General features: G+C 33.2%; 15 protein-coding genes. 14 read left to right on the forward strand and 1 reads right to left on the reverse strand.

Annotation, left to right across the window (positions count from 1 at the left end):
* The first annotated feature begins 160 nt into the window (after positions 1 to 160).
* The 14 genes from A5893_RS05510 (at position 161) to A5893_RS05575 (ending at position 20270) form a co-directional block, all read left to right on the forward strand.
* Positions 161 to 826, forward strand: a complete 666-nt coding sequence (locus A5893_RS05510; RefSeq protein ID WP_157687476.1) for a carbohydrate-binding family 9-like protein — start codon at positions 161 to 163, stop codon at positions 824 to 826.
* Between the two features lie 144 nt (positions 827 to 970).
* Entirely contained in the window at positions 971 to 2107 is a 1137-nt protein-coding gene (locus tag A5893_RS05515; RefSeq protein WP_068821558.1) for a metallophosphoesterase family protein, read from the forward strand.
* 579 nt (positions 2108 to 2686) lie between these two features.
* Positions 2687 to 4204, forward strand: a complete 1518-nt coding sequence (locus A5893_RS05520; RefSeq protein ID WP_082911347.1) for a glycoside hydrolase family 43 protein — start codon at positions 2687 to 2689, stop codon at positions 4202 to 4204.
* Between the two features lie 63 nt (positions 4205 to 4267).
* A complete protein-coding gene (locus A5893_RS05525) occupies positions 4268 to 5968 on the forward strand; it encodes a sulfatase family protein (RefSeq protein WP_082911348.1) in 1701 nt (566 codons plus the stop codon).
* 356 nt (positions 5969 to 6324) lie between these two features.
* The gene (locus tag A5893_RS05530; RefSeq protein WP_094336705.1) at positions 6325 to 7497 is read left to right on the forward strand and encodes an aldose epimerase family protein; all 1173 of its coding nucleotides are present in this window, start codon (positions 6325 to 6327) and stop codon (positions 7495 to 7497) included.
* 152 nt (positions 7498 to 7649) lie between these two features.
* Positions 7650 to 9005, forward strand: coding sequence for a sulfatase family protein (locus A5893_RS05535; RefSeq protein WP_232456809.1), 1356 nt, complete (start codon positions 7650 to 7652; stop codon positions 9003 to 9005).
* A gap of 306 nt (positions 9006 to 9311) precedes the next feature.
* On the forward strand, positions 9312 to 10448 hold the full coding sequence (locus A5893_RS05540) for a family 43 glycosylhydrolase (RefSeq protein ID WP_068821562.1): 1137 nt from the start codon (positions 9312 to 9314) through the stop codon (positions 10446 to 10448).
* 239 nt (positions 10449 to 10687) lie between these two features.
* Entirely contained in the window at positions 10688 to 12883 is a 2196-nt protein-coding gene (locus A5893_RS05545) for a glycoside hydrolase family 2 protein (RefSeq protein WP_232456810.1), read from the forward strand.
* Positions 12884 to 12939: 56 nt separating this feature from the next.
* The gene (locus A5893_RS05550; RefSeq protein ID WP_068821564.1) at positions 12940 to 14373 is read left to right on the forward strand and encodes a sulfatase; all 1434 of its coding nucleotides are present in this window, start codon (positions 12940 to 12942) and stop codon (positions 14371 to 14373) included.
* A 38-nt stretch (positions 14374 to 14411) separates the two neighbouring features.
* The gene (locus tag A5893_RS05555) at positions 14412 to 15497 is read left to right on the forward strand and encodes a glycoside hydrolase family 43 protein (RefSeq protein WP_068821565.1); all 1086 of its coding nucleotides are present in this window, start codon (positions 14412 to 14414) and stop codon (positions 15495 to 15497) included.
* A 5-nt stretch (positions 15498 to 15502) separates the two neighbouring features.
* Positions 15503 to 16567: a cellulase family glycosylhydrolase gene (locus A5893_RS05560; RefSeq protein ID WP_068821566.1), complete on the forward strand. Its 1065-nt coding sequence runs from the start codon at positions 15503 to 15505 to the stop codon at positions 16565 to 16567.
* 37 nt (positions 16568 to 16604) lie between these two features.
* A complete protein-coding gene (locus A5893_RS05565; RefSeq protein ID WP_232456811.1) occupies positions 16605 to 17744 on the forward strand; it encodes an aldose epimerase family protein in 1140 nt (379 codons plus the stop codon).
* 31 nt (positions 17745 to 17775) lie between these two features.
* Positions 17776 to 19194, forward strand: coding sequence for a sialate O-acetylesterase (locus A5893_RS05570; RefSeq protein ID WP_068821568.1), 1419 nt, complete (start codon positions 17776 to 17778; stop codon positions 19192 to 19194).
* Entirely contained in the window at positions 19191 to 20270 is a 1080-nt protein-coding gene (locus tag A5893_RS05575) for a glycoside hydrolase family 43 protein (protein WP_082911374.1), read from the forward strand. The genes A5893_RS05570 and A5893_RS05575 overlap by 4 nt, the downstream gene beginning before the upstream one ends.
* Positions 20271 to 20339: 69 nt before the next feature.
* Here the strand turns inward: A5893_RS05575 and A5893_RS05580 are convergent, their stop codons facing one another.
* Positions 20340 to 21569: a glycoside hydrolase family 27 protein gene (locus A5893_RS05580; protein ID WP_082911349.1), complete on the reverse strand. Its 1230-nt coding sequence runs from the start codon at positions 21567 to 21569 to the stop codon at positions 20340 to 20342.
* Positions 21570 to 21577 lie beyond the last annotated feature (8 nt).

Genomic DNA, 21577 nt, shown 5'->3' on the forward strand with positions numbered 1-21577 from the left:
AAATACGGATTTCATTTATGATAATTTATTTAAACTTTATCTTATTCATATTAAGCGGAAGCGCTGTATTTGGTAATCCAATTAAAGATAATTTGATTATTATAAATTAAACTTTTGCAGTCGCACATTAGGAAATGAGAATCAGTAAATTTAAAACTTGGTGTTAACTCTAAATAATATCGATATTAAGGAAGCGCTTTATGCACCATTTTTGGATAGTGCAGATATTACGCCTGATGTTATTTCTGCAAAATTAGATGAAATCAAAAAATCTAAAATTGCTAATTCTCCATGGAAAAGTAAGTTTCCATACCTACCAGACGTTAGCTTCTGTATTGCACATAACCACAATAATATTTTCGTTAAATGGTATGTATCCGAAGACAATATTAAAGCAGAGTATAAAAAAATAAATGATGCGGTTTATCGTGATACCTGTGTAGAATTTTTTATTTCTTTTGGTGAGGGTTATTACAACATAGAATTTAATTACATCGGCAATTGTTTGGTAGGTTATGGAGAAGATAAAACCAAAAGGCAAAATTTACCTATCGAAATACTAGAAACAATAAAAACATCATATATGCTAAAACATAAGCCAAATAGCAACTTCTCTTACTTTTATTGGGAATTAACCACAGTCATTCCTATAGATATATTTATTCATCGACAAGATTTAAAAATAGCTGGCCAAATCTTTAGCTGTAATTTTTATAAGTGTGGAGATGACCTGCCAAAACCTCATTTTTTATGCTGGAATATGATAAATGCTCCTGAGCCAAATTTTCATCTTCCTGAATTTTTTGGTAAAATACACTTTGAATAATTTTATGAAAATCAATAATTACGCACATGTTTTAATAAGAATTTTAAAGCGATAATTTTTGATACAAATAATATTAAGATTAATATTTTTTCATAATCCCTTAACAACAATTAATTAAATTTAAATTATATAAAATTGAAAATGATGAAAACCAACAAAAGAAATAACCTTGCTTTTTCAGCGAAAAAATCTGGGTTCCATTGGTTAATAGTGCCTATGATTATTTTTTTATGTGTAAAGCCAGAAGATCTAACAAAGGCTGCTATTAAGGTGGATAATGATGAATTTTCCATAATTGTACTTCCAGACACTCAGAATTATATCCAAAATTTAAGAGGTGTAGCTAATCGCGATATGTTTCGTGATCAAATTGAATGGATAGTTGCTAATCAGAGAAAATACAATATTGCTTATGTTACACAATTAGGAGACTTAAGTCAAAGTATAAACATGTCTAAAAGCACCAATGCAGTTTTAGATATGGAAGAATGCCGTGAAATAAGTGCAGAAAGATTTAGGGCATGTGATACAATTATGAGCCCATTAGATAAGGCCAATATACCTTACGGAGTGGCTGTTGGCAATCATGATCAGTTTCCTTATCAAGGAGATGCTACTGGAAGTAGCACCTCTCTATTTTACAAATGGTTTGTAAACCAAGGAAAAGGAAAATCTCGCTTTGTTGGAAAATCTTTTTTTGGTGGTAGCAGAGAAAAAGATAGCTATGATGATCATTACGATTTATTTAGCGCCGGCGGAAAAGATTGGATTGTAATTTATCTTGAATTTGATATTGATAGAACAGAAAACATAAAAGACGATGCTGAACGTAACAACTGGGCTTTGAGTATTTTAAAAAAATATCCTAATCGTACTGCGATTATTTCCACTCATGATGCAGGTAACATCAGAGATAAGAAATTAGGAATACAAGCCCAAATGTTTTATGATTTGTTGAAAGGTCAACCAAATTTGGCAATAATTCTTGGAGGTCATGTAGGAAATAAGACTGGGGACGTAAATTATTTTTCTATCCCAAGGGAAGGAATGAACCCGGTAAGAACTTATATTTCAGATTTTCAATCATTATCTAGCGATGGAACTACAGAAATGACTAATGGTGGGAACGGTTATCTTAGGATGATGACATTTTCGGTAAAAGAAAATAAAATGACTGTTACTACATTTTCGCCGTATCTTCAAAAAAGAAATTTACCCAACCAATTCGAAAACGTCCCTCAACATCAATTTGCAAAACCAATTTTTGAAGATCCTAAGTAATTTAAGTTTTACTCTGTAAAATTTTGAATGAGATCAATAAAGTTCAATTACTTTACTGGCTACTTAGAAAAACAACAAATATTTAAAACCTACAAATCAAATGATTGTAGGTTTTTTTATTTAATGAATATGCCAAAACATTCAATTTTATCATAATTCTGGTGAGTGATTATTGAATCTTTTTATGAATAATCCTTTCTACGTGTGTCATTTAAAGAAAATTATGTTAATCAAAATCTAGATAAATTAAAAGATGATACATCAATCATTCTACAAATTTTACAGCTTTAGGAATAAATATAACAGAAGTAAAGTGAAAAGGGTGTTAAATTTGAGAATTGCAAACCTTTTAGCGAACTTTTAAAATTTCTATTTTCTGATGGTGTATTTTATATTCCAAGCTGGAAAATATTCTGATTTTTTTTAAATGAGAAAACGCCAATTATAAGAATCTAAAAGTATATGACAATATAATGTTAATCCTTTTAAATACTGATTCATGATGATGATAGGGAAATCAGATTCAAATGACGATTGAGACATTCCTGCTGAATCTGGTAAAACTTATTTAACAATTAAATGAAAATATATTATTATTTAAAAAATATACAATTGGCCTTTAAAATAAATCTCGCGATGTTTATTTTATCTGCAATAATAGTTTCTTGCAATTCAAAAAAAATAAAATCTGAATCTGAGAATATTAATCAGAATCAACTAGGTAGTAACTTTAATGTTTATCATAATGATGGTTTAATTAAAAACGTTGCTGATCCATTTGTATTCAAAGATGATGATGGGACCTACTATCTATACCATACTTTAAAAGGATTTAAAGTTTATTCGTCTAAAGATTTAATCAATTGGACTTCTCTAGGACCCTCCATGTTAAAGGATGGATATAAATGGGCAGTAAGCGATTTTTGGGCAACCGAAGTTGTCAAGTTTAAAGGAAAATATTATATCCATTATACAGGGCAAGCAGCAGACGGGATTAAAAGAATAGGAATGGCAATATCGGATAGTCCTTCCGGTCCATTTATAGATATTGATGATAAAGGCTTTTATTCAACGCCTCCTAAGTCAGTGATTGACTCTCATATTTTCTTTGATGATGATGGTAAAATCTACATGTATTATTCTAATGCTGCTTCATCTAACAAGATAGGAAATCAAAAAGCCAGTGAAATTTGGGTAGTTCAAATAAAAGAAGATTTATTAGGAACTATTGGATCAGCAAAAAAATTAACACAGCCTGTTCAAGATTGGGAATACAGTCCATCTGCAAAAATGATGTGGAATGAAGGGACAGTAGTTCTAAAAAATAAAAATATCTATTATCTGATGTATTCTGCAAATTGTTATTGTGGAAGTGATTATTCTGTCGGTTATGCTACCTCCAAAAGTCCATTAGGGCCTTTTGTTAAATATGCAAACAATCCAATTTTAAGCAATGAAAGTGTACCAGATTTAGTTTCAGGACCTGGCCATCATACGGTTGTAAAATCTCCAGATAATAAAGAATTACTTATCATTTATCATTCACACATAGATTTAGAGAAGAAAGGATCAGAACGGATGATGAACATTGACAGAATGGGATTTCGCGAAGATGGGACCATGTATGTAAACGGACCAACCAAAGAAAATCAATTATATCCATCCTCAAATAAACAAGGCTTCATGATGATAGCTAAAGAAGCAAACGTAAGCTCAATGCAAACAAAAAACGGTTATCAAATTAATGGTTTGACAGATGGTGAGTTTAGCATGTATCAACGTTTCGAAAAATATGAATGGGTTGCAACCGGGGAAAAAGCTACCATTTCATTTGCTTGGCAAGCTAAAAAGGCAATTAAAGAAATTTGGTTATACAATTCAATAGTCCCAAATAGACAAGCTGAAAAAGCTAAACTATTAATAGACGATGGGACAGTGATTGATAATATCGGCATAAGCAAAACCATTGGTAAAGCAACAATCATTAAAATGCCTTTAAATTTAAATACAAAGGGATTTCAGTTAATACTTGAGGGAAATGGCTCAAATACTGAATTAGGTGTATCAGAAATTGAGGTTCTAAGTTTAAATAAATGAGGAGGATTCATTGATAATAACATCTTCAATAAGTATAAAATGAAATAAATAAGAAAATTAAAAATGAAGACAAATAAAATAATCAAGTTAATTTTAGTTTTAGGTGCGATTACACTAAAACTTTCAGCTCAACAAAAGCCTAACATTGTTTATATGATGGCCGATGATTGTAGCTCATGGGATTTAGGTGCTTATGGAAGTAAAGATGCCATTACACCAACAATTGATGGTTTAGCAAAACAAGGGATGATGTTTACAAAATGCTATCAATCATCTCCAATGTGTTCTCCCACAAGGCAAAACATATTAACGGGTTTATCGCCTTTCAGATCTGGAGCATATCCAAACCATACCAATGTAAATAGAAATGTAAATAGCATAGCTCAATATTTAAAACCATTGGGATATAGGGTAGCATTAAGCGGTAAACAACATTATGGCCCTTCAGAAAATTTCCCGCTAGAATATTTAGGTAAAGCGAAAGGAAAAGACCTTGATCCTAATTTTAATAATGTTGATATTTTCTTAAAAGAGGCTTCAACTCAAAAACAACCATTTTGTCTTTTTGTAATGTCTAATCAGCCTCATTCACCCTGGAACCAAGGTGATACAACATTACTCGATAAAAATAAATTAACACTTCCTCCATTTTATGCTGATTTACCAAGAACACGTTCTGATTTTAAAGCTTACTTAACTGAAATTAATTATATGGACAGACAGGTAAAACAAGCTTTAGACCTTTTAGAAAAATATCGTCTTTCTGATAATACGATTTTTGTTTTTGCAAGTGAACAAGGAAATTCTTTTCCATTTGCTAAATGGACTTGTTATAATGTAGGGCTAAAATCTGCATTAATTGTCCGTTGGCCAGGGAAAGTTAAACCAAATACTGTTTCAAATGCTTTGGTAGAATATTCAGATATTACTCCAACTTTTATTGATATAGCCGGAGGCAAGGCGATTGATAGTTTAGATGGTAAAAGTATTGTTCCGGTACTTACAGGTAAAACAACAGAACATAAGAAATACAGTTACGGTCAAATGACCACTAGAGGCGTTATTGGAGGTTCAGACTATTTTCCAATTCGCTCGGTAAGCAATGGTAAATATCGTTATATCATCAACCTAACACCAGATGTACAATTTCATAACGCTGTAGATAACAGTGCTTTTTTTAGAGAGTGGATAAAAGATGCTCAGAAAAATCCAAAAACAAAAGCCTTAGTTGATAAATACATATACAGACCAAAGGAGGAGTTATTTGATGATGAAAAAGATCCATATAATCAATTTAACTTAATTAACGATAGCAAACTTCAAACAGTAAAATCCGATTTAAAAAAGCAATTGAAACTCTGGATGGAGAAAACTGGAGATAATGGAATTAAAACTGAGCTGTTGGCTTTTGAGCACATGCCAAAAAACGAAACCGGTTTTAAGGTGGTGATAGATACTGTGATGCAAAAACCATTAAAATTAGCAGATGCTAACTACATTAAAGTTCCTGTTGACGGTTACTACACTTTCTATATTAATGGAAAAGGGCAATTAAAAGTTGATAATAGAGAGGTTGTAAAAACAGAATTGAAAGCTAATGAACAAGATGAACGCTATGGAGTAATTGGTTTAAGAAAAGGAACTCATAGCTTAAAAATGGATGATGCCACCAAAACATCTTTAGCCTACAGTGGGCCGAGTACTCCATTATCTAATATAAATGGAGAAAAATTAAAACGGAAGAAAGTAAATAATGATGAATAATTATGTAGTAGGATTGGTTGTTTTAAATTTTAAAAATAATGGTCAATAAAATAAGTATGGATACAAAAGATAGGCGTCTTAAAGGGTGGCGATTGGGAGCTTTAGGATATATTCCAAAATAAAGGGAGACCAAAAATTTAGCTGATTATAAGCAGATAAGTCAGAACAAATGATAGACAGATGGCAAGTTTCAGCTTAAGAAATAGGTATAAAAAATGCTGATGTTGAGTCTGTTAAAAAGGTGCATGAGAAAAGGGCATAATTCCTGATGATGAGCAACCTACAAAATTTGATTAGCATAAAATCATTAGATAAATAAAAATCAATTAAATAAGAATTAAAACGAAAAAAACATCATGAACTTAAAACTAATCAGACCCATTTTTTCATCAGCTATTGCTTGCTTAATAATGGCAAGTGTAGCCTGTAACCAGCAAACCTCAAAAAATGAGGACGAGTCGAAAAATCTGAGCGGGAACTTGAAAAAGGAAAATTTTGTCGATAGCATCAACGGTAAGGAAACACAATTGTACATGATAAAGAAGGGAGCGGTCACTGCCTACTTCACAAATTATGGGGCAAGGTTGGTTAGCCTTTTAGTACCGGATAAAAATGGAGCACCAACGGATGTTGTAGTTGGTTTTGGAAGCGTAAAAGATTATGTGAATTCTTCAGAACCTTATTTTGGTGCGACTATCGGAAGGTACGGCAATAGGATAGCAAAAGGGAAATTCAGCATCGATGGAAATGAATACCAATTGAGCGTAAACAATGGCCCAAATACTTTACATGGTGGTAAAGAGGGTTATCAGGCTGTAGTTTGGGATGTTGAACAACCAGACTCCACCAGTCTTGTCTTTACCTACGTATCAAAAGATGGTGAACAAGGTTTTCCTGGAAACTTGATGAACAAAGTAACTTATTCTATCACAGATGATGGAAGTGTGAAAATGGAATATGAGGCAACGACTGATAAAACAACCATCGTAAACTTAACCAATCATGCATTCTTCAATCTTAATGGAGAGGGTTCTGGAACTATTTTAAATCATAATGTTACTATTTATGCTGATAAATATAATCCAGTGGATAGCACATTGATACCTTCTGGACAATTGGTAACTGTTACTAATACCCCATTTGATTTCACCAAACCAGAAACGATAGGCGCAAGGATTGAGACAGAGAACGAACAGCTGAAAAATGGAAAAGGATATGACCATAATTTTGTGCTAACAGGGGCAAAAGAAAATGGGATGTTTCATGCTGCTTCGGTAGTTGGGGATAAATCTGGAATTCAGATGGATATTTTTACTGAGGAACCTGGACTGCAGTTTTACAGTGGTAATTTTATGGGCGGTAAAAATACGTTTAAAAATGGCTCGAAGGATGATTTTAGGACAGCTTTTGCAATGGAGACACAACATTTTCCAGATTCTCCAAATCAACCTTCTTTCCCATCAACTCTTTTGAAACCGGGCGAGAAATATCATACGGTTTCTCTTTATGAGTTTTCTGTTTCAAAGTAAAAAAAATTATTTCAAGGTTTAATTTAACCTTGAAATAATTTTAAATTGTTAAAAAGTAAACCTTAATATTTACTGGGTTCAGGATTTCAGAGATATTATAATAAATAACTATGATTATCAACCATCTAAAAAAGTTTTTCGGCATTTTAATAATGCTATCTCCAATCTTATCATTGGCACAACAAACTCGTCCAAACGTGGTCATTGTAATGGCAGATGATTTGGATACGAGGCAATTAAGTTGTTATGGTGGTAAGAATCTACAGACTACTAATATTGATGCGTTAGCAAAAGAAGGGATGCTATTTAATGATATTTATTGTTCTGAGGCGATATGTATCCCTACCAGGGCTTCTTTGTTTACAGGTGTTTATCCTGCGAGGCATGGTTCTTATCAAAATCATAAAAGTGTTTATCCTTATTTTAAAAGTAGCGTTAATCAGTATTTAAATAATTTGGGTTATAAAGTAGGGTTAACCGGTAAAGACCATAGTACCAAACCAAAGTCTACATTCCCTTTTGATATCATCAAAGGATTTGAAGAAAATTGCGTTTCAAAAACAGATGATTATTTTTTAGATAGTATTAAAAATTACATCACAAAGGATGATAAACCATTCTGTCTCTTTGTAATGAGCATAAATCCACATGCACCATGGACGGTCGGAGATCCTTCAAAATTTAATCCTGAAAAATTAGTTTTACCACCAAACTGGGTCGACACAAAAGAATCTAGGGTAGAATTTTGCAAATATTTGGCAGAAGTTAGAAGGTTGGATGATCAAGTTGGTGATATTACAAAACTGTTAAAAGAGACAGGTAAAGATAAAAACACTGTAGTTATATTTTTAGGTGAGCAAGGACCGCAATTTCCTGGAGGTAAATGGAATAGTTGGAATTATGGTCAAAAAAGTTCTATGATTGTGAGATGGCCGGGAACCGTAAAACCAATGACTACCAGTAATGCAATTGTTCAGTACGAGGATATTACTCCAACTTTAATAGACATTGCAGGTGGAAAAGTAATAGATTCTTTAGACGGAAATAGCTTTTTAAAAGTGATTAAGCAAGAGAATAAAACTCATAGAGATTACGCATATGGGATATATAATAACATTCCTGAAGGGAAAGCATATCCTATGAGAAGTATAAGAGATAATGATTTTAAAATGATACTTAACTTGAATTCAAAAGATGATTATTTCTTAAAATATGTAATGAATCCCAATGGAATTGTCTGGGCTAGCTGGACTGAAAAGGCAAAAACATCGCCTGAGGCACAAGTGCTAACAAATAGAATAATCAAGAGACCAGCTGTGCAGTTTTATGATATGAAAAAAGATCCTTATGAATTGAATAATCTGGCCGATGATTCAAAGTATCAGGCAAAAATAAAGGATTTTAAGATCAAGCTTGCTGCTTGGATGAAAGAACAAGGAGATTCAGGTGCTGCTATGGATGTTGAATTTGGGAAACAGGCAAAATCAAAAAAGGAAGAAGGAGATTAAATTGAGATAATTAATTTAATTGAATAAATGATATTATAAAGTATCTTAAACTATTATTGTTTAATAATTTATCATCAGCAAGTATTTGATAATTATAAAAGTGTATTAATAGAGAAAAACACAACACATGATATATATTCTATTGGAGGACTTTCTTAAATTTAAATTATAGGCTTATAAAACCTATTTTCTAAACGTTGAACATTTTGTTCAGAATAATTTTAGAAAATTTATATTATTAGTAACTTTCAATACGCTCCATCGGTTTTCATAAATATTAAATAGTGGTTTAATTAAGATAATAACATGATTAAAATATCTGCTTGGATTTATGTTTGCATAATTACTTTGATAATAACTTCTATCAGCTATAGAAGCTATGCACAAGCCATTAATGATAGTTTTAGTGATCCCAATGCTCCTATTGATGATACTACATTAACTGTTCCCCAAGTTGTTAAGCCAATCTTAGATGTTTGGATGCGTGATACTTATATCATGAGAGCACCTGACGGTTATTATTACATGACGGGTACTGTTAATATGGATGAAACTAATAAGGATAAAGCAAATTCCAAAGATTACAATACTGGAGTGAGATTATGGAAATCTACTGATTTGAAAAATTGGATTGCAATGGGTGAGGTTTGGTCATTTATTGATGATGGTGCAGATTGGCAAAAAAGAGGTAAACCTTTGGCATCAAATGCTTTAAAAAATGATGCCAAAGACGAAATTAAAAGGGCTCTGTGGGCACCAGAACTTCATTATATAAAAAGTAAAAAGAAATGGCTAATAGCAGCCTGCATGAATAATGGAAATGGCTCTTTTGTTTTAGAAAGTATTTCTGGTAAACCAGAAGGTCCATATAGAAATATAGAAGGATGCAAGGATAAGCCAATATTCAATCAAATTGACCTTGGCATATTTGAAGATACAGATGGTGAAGTTTATTTGATAGGTCATAATCATTTCATAGCCAAAATGAAAGATGATTTAAGTGATATTGAAGAGCCATTTAAACGAATTGAAGAAACCCCTTACCAACCCGAGCCTTATATTGAAGGTGTTTTTATTGTAAAACATCATAATAAATATCAGCTTCTTCAAACAGTATGGTCAGTACCAAAACCTGGAGGTGGCTACACTTACCTTAGGCCCAAAGATGAAAACAATGTATATAGTTATGACGTAATTGTTGCAGAATCGGATCATATTTATGGCCCTTATGGTAAAAGGTACCCAGCAATTTTACAAGGAGGTCATAACAATTTATTTCAGGATGATAAAAATGAATGGTGGTCTACTACATTTTTTAACCCGAGAGGAATTATGGGCGCTAAATTTCCTGTGACCTGCCGACCAGCAATTGTGCCAGTGAAATGGGAAAATAACAAACTAAGACCTGACTTGGAACGGGCGAATTTATTTTATGGAAAATAATAATCATTTATAAAACTGATAAGAAATTATTATTAAATGTTAGATTTCTAGCTTTTTTACCCATTAAATCTTTTTAAACACAATTTTATTAATATCGGCTACAAAATTGACAACGATTAAAATGCCGTTGTATTAATATTGTTTTCATAAATCTTGGCCTCAAGATTTATTTGAGACTAATTATAGATCAGATGTATTTTAATTTTAAGAAGTTATTTATTACGAGTTCGCTTTGCACTTTGTTTTTTTCCGTTGATGCTCAATATCAACAGAAACCTGTTTCTATATCTACTCCTTGGGCTTCCTCAATTAATGAAAGCAATGCATGGCAAGAATATCCAAGGCCACAACTTGTTAGGGAAGAATGGAAAAATTTAAACGGATTGTGGGATTATGCAGTGGTTAATAAAGGAACTGCAAAACCTGCAAGCTTTCAAGGTAAGATATTGGTTCCCTACTGTATAGAGTCTAGTTTATCTGGTGTTCAAAAAAGTTTGAGCCCCAAACAAGAACTTTGGTATAATAAAGAAATAAATGTTCCTGCAGATTGGAAAGGGAAAAATATCATACTTCATTTTGGGGCGGTTGATTGGCAATCTGACTTGTATGTGAATGGAAAACACGTTGGACAACATACTGGTGGTTCTGATCCATTTTCCTATGATATTACCACTTTTTTAAATACAACTGGCGTCCAAAAAATAGCTTTAAAAGTTTTTGATCCTACGGATAGTGATATACAACCAAGGGGCAAGCAAACATTAAATCCAAGAGGGTTTTGGTATACAGCAGTATCTGGTATTTGGCAAACAGTTTGGATGGAACCTGTTAATACAACAAGTATTTCTGTCTTAAATCCTGTTGCAGATATAGATAATGGTATCATTTCATTTAATTCTAATTTAAATAATTCTAAAGGTGATGAACAAGCAGAGATAGAAATATCATATCACGGGAAGCAGATAAAAAAAATTAAAACTAATTACCTGCCAAATTTAAAGGCAGAGTTAAATGATATAAAATTATGGTCTCCAGAGCAACCTAACTTATATCAAGTGAAGATGATCATCTCAAGAAATGAAAAAAAATTAGATCAATTTGATTCTTATTTTGCGATGAGAAAAATCTCTTTAGGAGAAGATAAGAATGGATTTACGAGAATAGAACTCAATAACAAACCATACTTTCAATGGGGAACTTTAGATCAAGGATGGTGGCCTGAAAGTTTACTAACTCCCCCAAGTGATAAAGCGATGAAATATGATATGGAAATGCTGAAAAGCATGGGTTTTAATATGATTAGAAAGCATATTAAACTTGAGCCAGCTCGTTATTATTATCATGCGGATACGATGGGTATGCTGTTATGGCAAGATATGCCAACCGGATTTATATCTATAAACGATCCTCAGCAACATGTAAAGTTTGATGCTGAAAAAGATTGGGATCGTCCAGAAGCTTCAGCAAAAGATTTTAAAGCGGAATGGAAATCTATCATGGATAACCTAAGATTTTTCCCATCAATTGTAGTTTGGGTGCCTTTTAATGAAGGATGGGGACAATTTCAAACAAAAGAAGTTACCGACTGGACTCAAAAATATGATAAAGATAGATTGGTGGATGCCACAAGCGGTTGGACCGATAGAGGTGTTGGAAATATGTTTGACGCCCATCAATATCCTGGTCCATCTATGGAGCCAACTATTCAAAACAAAGGCAGGGCTGTTGTTTTAGGAGAATTTGGAGGTTTGGGATGGCCAGTTAAAGGACATTTATGGAACGAAGATAAAAGAAATTGGGGTTATAGAACTTATTTTGATAAGAGCACTTTTCATAATGAGTTTAGCAAAGTAATAAATAATCTATATCCATTATTATCACGAGGACTTTCTGCTGCTATTTACACTCAAACTTCTGATGTGGAAGGAGAAGTTAACGGATTGATTACCTATGATAGAAAATTTCAAAAAATCACAAATGAAGAAATGTATCAATTGTCTCAGCCGTTATTTGAAACAGTTAAAAAAGCCAATTTTGTAATCAATGATTCTGAAATAAAAAACTCAACTCTTTTAATAAGTCAATTGAAACCTGCTGATGGCTGGAATTTGCATAATCCGTTTGATGCTCATTTTAAATCTCATGAAGGGCCTTATAGTGTAAAGAAAGGAGAAGATTTGTGGGCGGTAAATAGTTTTATAATAAAGGGTAAGCCAGAAAAAATGGCTATGAAACTTTTAGCCCAAGGAGATTTAAAGATTTACTTAAATGGTACAGAAATCTATAATAATAAGATTTTAACCAAAAGACATTACGATGAATTTAACATAAGCGATTATCAAAATTTGTTAAAAGAAGGAAAAAACGTTTTAGGATTTGAATTGAAAAATTCTGAAGCTGATTCTCAATTTGATTTTGGCTTATATAATTTCTAATGATTAAATTGAAAAACAATTAGTTTTTCAAACTATAACTACTTATTAAACCAATTATGAAGTTATTTGAAAAGTTAGGCTTTTGCTTAATGTTATTGATTATTGGTGGATGCTCTCCATTAAAGGTTGATAATTCTACAAAAGCAGAAAAGTCAGAAAAAAAATATAACATCATCTATATTTTAGCTGATGATTTAGGTTATGCTGATTTAGGTTGTTATGGCAATAAATTTAACGAAACTCCAAATATAGATAAGCTGGCTGGGCAAGGTGTAAAGTTCAATCATTTTTACGCACCAGCACCTGTTTGTTCACCGTATAGGGCTGGTTTAATGACTGGTCAATATCCAGCAAGAGTGGGTATTACAGACTATCTTCGTCCGGATGCGCCAGATCATTTGGCTTTATCACATACCACCATGGCAGAAATGTTTCAACAAAATGGTTACCATACGGGTATCGTAGGTAAGTGGCATCTTTCAGGATATACCAAAGCAGGTGCGGCAGAAGAAACTCTCCCAGATCAACACGGTTTTGATGAAGTTATGGTAAGCGAGAACAGAGGGATTGCGGAAGGTTGGTATTTTCATCCTTATCAATTTAATAAAGAGATTAAGAAAAAACTCACTGGAGACCATGAATACATAACTGATAGACAAAATGAGGAAGCATTAGAATTTATTGATAGAAATCAAGACAAACCTTTCTTTCTTTATTTAAGTCATTACGCAATACATACCACCGTTCATGGTAAACCTGAACTGGTGGATCATTTTAGAAACAAAGCAGGGGCAGGGACCTCTCCACCAACTAAAGGAAATGAGGAAAACGATCCTTATAAAAGATGGCCAGCAGATTCAAAATCGAAAGGAAATAATCCGCATTTAGCAGCGCAACTGTTTGTAGTAGATCAAGGTGTAGGTATGATCATGGCTAGGCTAAAAGAATTAGGTCTGGATGAAAATACCATAGTTGTTTTTACAAGTGATAACGGTGGTGAATTAACCATCACCAATAACCTTCCATTAAAAGGCGGAAAAAGTATGCTTTATGAAGGTGGTGTTACTGAACCCTGTATTGTTTGGGCACCTAAAATATTTAAACCAGGTATTGTAGATCAAACTGCTGTAAATATGGATTTCTATCCAACTTTTATGAATTTAATTGGAGCTAAACCAAATCAACAAAAATTAGACGGAATAGACATCACCAAAAAATTGCAAAATACTTCAGCAAAACTTCCTGAGAGAAAATTTTACTGGCACTATCCTTTAGACAATCCTCACTTTCTCGGTGGCAGATCTGCAGGGAGTATTAGAGATGGAGATTGGAAATTGATTGAATTTTTTGATGATCATACCAATGAGCTTTATAATCTTAAAGATGATATTGGAGAGAAAAACAACCTTGCGGCTCAATATCCCGATAAGGTTAAACAGCTCGCCATAGAATTAGAAGATTGGAGAAAAGAGGTGAAAGCAAAATATTGATGAAAAGAAGATTTAAAATCTTGGTGATATTTGAATAGATGAAAAATTTTAAGATTACATTTTTTGCTTTACTGATGTTTTTCAGTATAGCTAATCTTTCAACAAGCTTTAGTTATCAAAATGATAACTCATCAATCGCTATTGATTCCTCCAACTATTTCACTAATCCGATTGGGAAAGGGGCAGATCCATGGGTTATAAAAGATAATGGGTTTTATTATGTCTGTCAAAGCGGATTGAATAAAGCTGGAGAAAATGTAATTACCATAAAAAAATCTAGCTCCTTAATTAAAATGGGCAAGAGAGAAGAGGTTTGGAAAGCACCAAAAAATCAATGGAACAGCACCAATGTTTGGGCGCCTGAACTTCATCATATTGGGAATCACTGGTATATTTATTATGCAGCGGGAAAATCTGGGCCTCCTTATGCTTTTCAAAGAAGTGGAGTGTTAGAATCTGTTAGCGATGATGCGCAAGGTGAATACGTTGATAAGGGAATGCTAAAAACAGGAACAGATGAAAATGATTTTAGTGGGACCTATTGGGCTATAGATTTAACTGTTTCTGATATAAGAGGACAACTTTATGCAATTTGGTCTGGTTGGGAAAACAACCAAAAATCAGATAAGACGAAGCAATATTTATACATTGCTAAGATGAATAGCCCAACTCTAATTAGCTCAGAAAGGGTAAAAATATCAGAACCAAGTGAAGGTTGGGAAATTGGCGGACCTTTAAATCTAAATGAAGGCCCGCAGTTGCTTATTCATAGTAAAGATGTTTTTATCATTTATTCTGCCAGAGAATCTTGGACACCACAATATCGCTTAGGTCAGTTAAGGTTAAAAACTAATGCAGATCCAATGAAGGCAGAAAGTTGGATAAAATCAGGTCCTGTTTTTATGGGTAACCCAGAAGTTTATGGGGTAGGGCATGCTAGCTTTACCAAATCTCCAGACGATAAGGAATGGTGGATATTTTATCATAGTAAAATTGATAAAACACCAGGTTGGAAAAGAGATTTAAGATTACAACAATTTTATTGGGATAAAGCTGGAAATCCAATTTTTGGCAATCCATTACCAGCCGGAACAAAAATTAAAAAACCTTCGGGAGAAATATAGAAAATATGAAAAAAACCTATTATTTAATTGTAGTCCTTTTTTTAATGACTGCACTTTCTTTAAAAGCACAAGAGCTTCCTGGCAAATGGTCGGTAGAAAAAGCCAATTCATGGTATGCTGAACATCCTTGGATGAGTGGTGCCAACTTTATTCCTAGTTCTGCCATTAATCAGTTAGAAATGTGGCAAGCAGACACCTTTGATCCTACAACAATTGATAGAGAATTAGGATGGGCAGAAGGAATTGGATTTAACACCATGAGGGTATTTTTATATAGTTTAGCTTGGAAACAAGACCCTGCGGGTTTCAAAAAAAGAGTTGATCAATATTTAACTATTGCAGAGAAACATCACATCCAAACCATTTTTGTATTTTTTGATGATTGCTGGAATGACAAAGCTGAGATAGGTAAACAGCCCATACCTAAAATTGGTATCCATAATTCTGGATGGATACAAGACCCTCCTAATGAAGGATATAAAGACGCAACCATATATCCAGAGTTGGAAAAATATGTCAAAGACGTTTTAAAAACTTTTGGTAAAGATAAAAGGGTTTTGATGTGGGATCTATATAATGAACCAGGAAATTCTAAAAAATTAGAAACCTCATTCCCTTTACTGAGCAATGTATTTAAATGGGCTAGGGAGTCAAATCCTACCCAGCCAATTACTAGCGGAATTTGGAGATGGGATTTTGAAAAGTTGAATGCATTCCAGATTATAAATTCAGATATCATCACCTATCATGATTATGAAGAACCAGATTGGCATAAAAGAGTAATTTCTTTGCTAAAAACACATAACAGACCATTAATTTGCACAGAATATATGGCAAGAACACTTAATAGCCGATTTGCCAATATTATGCCTTTACTTAAAAAAGAAAACGTTGGTGCAATTAGCTGGGGTTTAGTTGATGGTAAAACCAATACCATTTATGCTTGGGATTCCCCATATCCTAATGGAGAACAGCCAATTGAATGGTTTCATGATGTTTTTAAGAGAGATGGTACGCCTTATAGATTAGACGAAATCCAATTGATTAAGCAATTAAACAATAAGAAGTAACATGATGAGTTCAAAAGGATTTCGACCATTAATCTGCATGGCAGTTTTAAGTTTTGCTGCACTCAATGGATTTTGTAATCTTAACTACCATAAATTTAATACTGAAGTTTCTAACCCTAAAAATGTAATTAATTATGGGGATTTAGATACTTTACAAGGGAAGAAAATTGATATTTATACCATTAAAAATGGATTAATCAAGGCTACTTTCACAAACTATGGAGCTAGAATGGTTAGTCTTTGGGTGCCAGATAAAAACGGTATTCTTACTGATGTTGTTTTAGGGCTTGCAACTGTTAAAGATTATCTTCAGGCAAATCAACCATTTTTTGGACCTACCATTGGTAGGTTTGGAAATAGAATTGCAAAAGGACAGTTTGATTTAAATGGAGAGCACTTTCAGTTGAATATCAATAGCGGAGGCAACACTTTACATGGTGGCAAAAATGGATTTCACAATAAGGTATGGGATGTGCAACAGCCTGATTCTACTAAATTAATTCTTACTTATTTCGCTAAAGATGGTGAAGAGGGTTTCCCAGGAAATTTAAAGACTAAAGTGACTTTTTCTATTACGGATAAAGGAGCTCTTAAATTAGAGTATGATGCAACAACTGATAAACCAACCATCGTAAATCTAACTAATCATTCTTATTTCAATTTAAACGGTGAAGGCTCTGGCGAAATAATTAATCATCAACTTACTATTTATGCCGATAAATATACGCCGGTTAATAGTGCGTTAATTCCAACTGGAGAATTAGCAAATGTGAAAGGCACCCCATTTGATTTCACAAAACCAATTTCCGTAGGTTCTAAAATAAATATAGAAAATGAGCAGTTAAAGTATGGGAAAGGATATGACCATAATTTTGTGCTGAATGGTAAAAAAGTAAATAGTAAAATACATGCAGCCACTGTTGTTGGAGATAAATCTAGTATTCAGTTAGATATTTACACAGATGAACCCGGATTGCAATTTTATAGTGGAAATTATTTAAAAGGCAAAGATGCTTTGAAAAATGGTTCTAGAGATACCTATCGTTCTGGTTTTGCTATAGAGACCCAACATTTCCCTGATTCTCCAAACCAACCATCATTTCCTTCAACAGTATTAAATCCTGATAAAAAATATCATACTGTATCGTTATATCAATTTTCCATTTCGAAGAATTGAAAGCGATTTAATCATCTCAAATTGAAATAATATGAAAAGAATAATTTTTTTGTTCATTTTTTTATCGAGTGGATTTTATTTAAAAGCACAAATTCATTTGCCATCTATCATTGGAGACCAAATGGTTTTGCAACAAAAAGCAAAAACACAATTATGGGGATGGTCTGATGATAACCAACAGGTAGAATTAACAACTAGTTGGGATAATAAAAAATATACTTCTGAAATAGCAACAGATAATAAATGGACTTTTAATTTAAAAACTCCAATTGCTGGTGGCCCATATACGCTAACTTTTAAATCTGGTAATCAAAATATTATTTTAAAAGATGTGATGATAGGAGAGGTATGGTTGTGCTCAGGACAATCAAACATGGAGATGGCACTTTCTGGCAAACCAAATCAACCTATTTTAAACAGCGATTCATTGATTGCAAACTCTACCAACCCACAAATTAAATTTTTTAAAGCCGAAAGAACCATATCAAACGAACCACAAAAAGATGTTAAGGGAATGTGGGTTCAAAGCAATCCTGCAAATGCCAAAGATTTTAGTGCTTTAGGCTATCAATTTGCAAGTATGCTAAGTAAAAAATTAAACGTTACTGTTGGAATTATTCAATCTGCTTGGGGCGGCACTCCCATAAGAGCTTGGATGAGTAGCAATGAGCTGCAAAAATTTCCTGATATGTCAGCGAAAAACAAAGGAGAGGTTCCCTCAAATCCATCTGTTTTATATAACGGAATGATTGCTCCTTTAGCACCATATAGCATCAAAGGATTTCTGTGGTATCAAGGAGAAAATGACCATAAAAATTACTATAAGGAATATCCATACCTCATGGAGGCAATGATTAACGGTTGGAGAAGTGATTGGAATAACGAGAAATTGCCATTTTATTTTGTTCAGATTGCCCCTTGGTTATATTCATCAGATCCGTACATGTCATCTCCTTATCTTCGAGAATCTCAACTGAAAGCTTCTCACCTTATAAAAAATACGGGGATGGCTGTCACTGCAGATATTGGCTCTAATAAATCCATCCATCCGCCGGATAAGACAAAAGTTGCTGAACGTTTATTGAAGATAGCGTTAGCTAATGATTATCACCAAAAAAATGTGGTTTGGCTTGGTCCAGAAGTTAAAAAAGTAAAGATGAATGATGATAAAGCAGTTATCAAATTTGTAAATGTTGCTAATGGATTAGAAATGAATCCATCGTCTTCGTCAAATTTCGAGATAGCTGGAGAGGATCAAAAATTTTATCCTGCCAAAGCAAAAATAGTTTCTAAAAATCAATTGATTATTGAAAGTGATGAAGTAAAAAAACCAGTTGCTGTGCGTTATGGATTTCAAGATTTTTTTATAGGAAATTTATATAATTCAGCAGGTTTACCTGCATCACCATTTAGAACAGATCAATGGGAAATCGTAAAAACAAAAAAATGAAGATAGTTTATAATTTAATAGGTGTATTGATGCTTTCATTGAGCTTAGGATGTATGGCTCAAGAATTTAAAAACCCAATTGATGTAAAATTGGGAGATCCTTACGTGTTAAAAACTGCTCAAGGAAAATACTATATGTATGGTACAGGCGGTGTAAAAAATGGTTTCAAATGTTATTCATCAACAGATTTAGTAAACTGGAAAGATGAAGGTGTAATTTACACCAATAAACAAGAAAAAGCTTGGGGAATAAGCGCTTTTTGGGCTCCGGAAGTGTATGAAAAGGATAATAATTTTTATTTGTTTTATAGTGCACAATGGAAAGAAAACCCAACCAATGAATTGGAGAATTTTAAGATTGGTGTAGCGGTTTCTAAAAGTCCTACTGGTCCATTTATAGATGTTTCTGGAAAACCTATTTTTAATCCAGATTACCCAATTATTGATGGAAACGTGTTTTTCGAAAATAATAAAGTTTACTTATATTATTCTAGATGTTGCTACAAGCACCCGGTAGAAAGTGAAGTTGCAACTTGGGCAAAAGAAAAAGGTTGGTATAAAGAAATAGAAGAAAGCTGGGTTTATGGAGTAGAGTTAAAAAAAGATTTTAGCGGTATAATAGGAGAACCTGTATTATTACTAAAACCACCTGTTAAACAAAATAAAGAAACAGAATGGGAAAGCAGGTCAGTCACTTCTCATGAAGCAAATAGAAGATGGACAGAAGGTTCTACACTTCTAAAAAATAACGCAACTTATTATATGACCTATTCTGCTAATAATTTTGATGGTGAAAATTATGCGGTTGGTTATGCTACTTCTAAAAATCCATTGGGGCCTTTTACAAAATCTGTCAATAACCCAATTTTACAAAAAAAGGGAGATGTTACCGGCACAGGTCATAATAGCATAACATGGTCTCCTGATGGAAAAGAAATGTTGTGCGTTTATCATGGTAGAACAAAGGAATCAGGACACCAAAGGGTAGTTTTTATTGATAGAATGCACTTTGATGATAGTGGAAATCTGATAGTTAATGGACCAACAACCAATCTTCAAAAGTATCCGTCTAAGTAAACAATATTTATTAATAATATCAAAGAGATGAAAACCATAATTTTCATCTCTTTGATATTCTTTTTATTACTAAGGTTCAAGAATTAAAAACAAGCCGCTTCCTGGTTCAATATTTTGTTCATAACCATCATTCATTTTTTCAAGTTTTTTCCCATCATAAACGTCCCTAACTTGGAATGATCGATGACCATCTAACATTAATGAGGTTAATTTTATCATATGGGATTGCTTTTTATCCCGATTCAATAGTAAAGCTCCGTACTTACCATCTTTAAGTCTTTTTAGCCAGACTTCAGTATCATCATCCATTATAATTCTTCTTCCTTGTTCTGTATCGTCCTGATTAATTTGAATTGCTGTTTTATTGGTGATGATGTCAATTTCCTCTTTAGTCATATTTCTAGGGTCATTTCCCAAGAATAATGGAGAGCTCATAATGCACCAAAGAGCGAAGTGAGATCTTTGTTCAGCATTGGTCAAACTTTTTTCTCCTACCACTAACATATCAGGATCATTCCAATAACCATTTCCCGCTAATAATCTCGACTCGTTATTTAATACTGAAATGGCCATAACGCTATTTTTCTTTCCATTATCAAAGCTGGCTCCCGAAGTTTGAGCGGTTGCGATATCACCGGTAGTACGTCCCATATTTGTTAACGTTGGATACCAATCATAATAACGGTATGCGCTGGCACTTAAAATCATATCTCTATTGGCCTCTTGTAATAATTTACTCCATAATGCATAAGCTTTTTGAATATTTTCACCTTGTTTATCCCATCCGGAGTACCAAATTGGATCTTTTCTCGGATGCCCTTCAGGATGAGGATCTAAGGAGAAACGGCATCTGTCTAATTTTACAAAATCCAATCCCCAATCCACAAATTGTTGTACTTGGACTTTTTCATTTCCCCAACCTCCAACGGGGTCACATCCGCAATCATGAGAACCTGGTACAGTATGAAGTCCAAATTTAAAACCTTTAGAATGCGCATAGTTTGCCAAGGCTTTCATTCCAGATGGAAATTTATTATTGACTAATAATTCGCCATTTGGTCCTAAAGTGCTGTCTCTCCAACCTCCATCAACTACGATATAATTATATCCCAACTCATTTAATTTTTGAGTAGCCATAGCATCAATTACTTCTCTAATCAATTTTTCATCGATGCTGTTTTTCCCAAAATAGTTCCAACTATTCCAACCCATCGGTGGTGATGATGATAAATCAGGTTGTTTTTGTGCAAATAGCTGGATAAATAGGAGCATTAGAATGGGGAATAGCAGCTTCTTCATTTAATTTT

This window comes from Pedobacter psychrophilus (genome assembly GCF_001652725.1).
Taxonomy (GTDB): Bacteria; Bacteroidota; Bacteroidia; order Sphingobacteriales; family Sphingobacteriaceae; genus Pseudopedobacter; species Pseudopedobacter psychrophilus.

What these genes read in the sequence shown, in the direction of transcription:
- A5893_RS05515 (WP_068821558.1), top strand. Translation starts at nt 971, where the DNA reads ATGAAAACCAACAAAAGAAATAACCTTGCTTTTTCAGCGAAAAAATCT.
- A5893_RS05520 (WP_082911347.1), top strand. Translation starts at nt 2,687, where the DNA reads ATGAAAATATATTATTATTTAAAAAATATACAATTGGCCTTTAAAATA.
- A5893_RS05525 (WP_082911348.1), top strand. Translation starts at nt 4,268, where the DNA reads ATGAAGACAAATAAAATAATCAAGTTAATTTTAGTTTTAGGTGCGATT.
- A5893_RS05530 (WP_094336705.1), top strand. Translation starts at nt 6,325, where the DNA reads ATGAACTTAAAACTAATCAGACCCATTTTTTCATCAGCTATTGCTTGC.
- A5893_RS05535 (WP_232456809.1), top strand. Translation starts at nt 7,650, where the DNA reads ATGCTATCTCCAATCTTATCATTGGCACAACAAACTCGTCCAAACGTG.
- A5893_RS05540 (WP_068821562.1), top strand. Translation starts at nt 9,312, where the DNA reads ATGATTAAAATATCTGCTTGGATTTATGTTTGCATAATTACTTTGATA.
- A5893_RS05550 (WP_068821564.1), top strand. Translation starts at nt 12,940, where the DNA reads ATGAAGTTATTTGAAAAGTTAGGCTTTTGCTTAATGTTATTGATTATT.
- A5893_RS05555 (WP_068821565.1), top strand. Translation starts at nt 14,412, where the DNA reads ATGAAAAATTTTAAGATTACATTTTTTGCTTTACTGATGTTTTTCAGT.
- A5893_RS05560 (WP_068821566.1), top strand. Translation starts at nt 15,503, where the DNA reads ATGAAAAAAACCTATTATTTAATTGTAGTCCTTTTTTTAATGACTGCA.
- A5893_RS05565 (WP_232456811.1), top strand. Translation starts at nt 16,605, where the DNA reads ATGGCAGTTTTAAGTTTTGCTGCACTCAATGGATTTTGTAATCTTAAC.
- A5893_RS05570 (WP_068821568.1), top strand. Translation starts at nt 17,776, where the DNA reads ATGAAAAGAATAATTTTTTTGTTCATTTTTTTATCGAGTGGATTTTAT.
- A5893_RS05575 (WP_082911374.1), top strand. Translation starts at nt 19,191, where the DNA reads ATGAAGATAGTTTATAATTTAATAGGTGTATTGATGCTTTCATTGAGC.
- A5893_RS05580 (WP_082911349.1), bottom strand. Translation starts at nt 21,569, where the DNA reads ATGAAGAAGCTGCTATTCCCCATTCTAATGCTCCTATTTATCCAGCTA.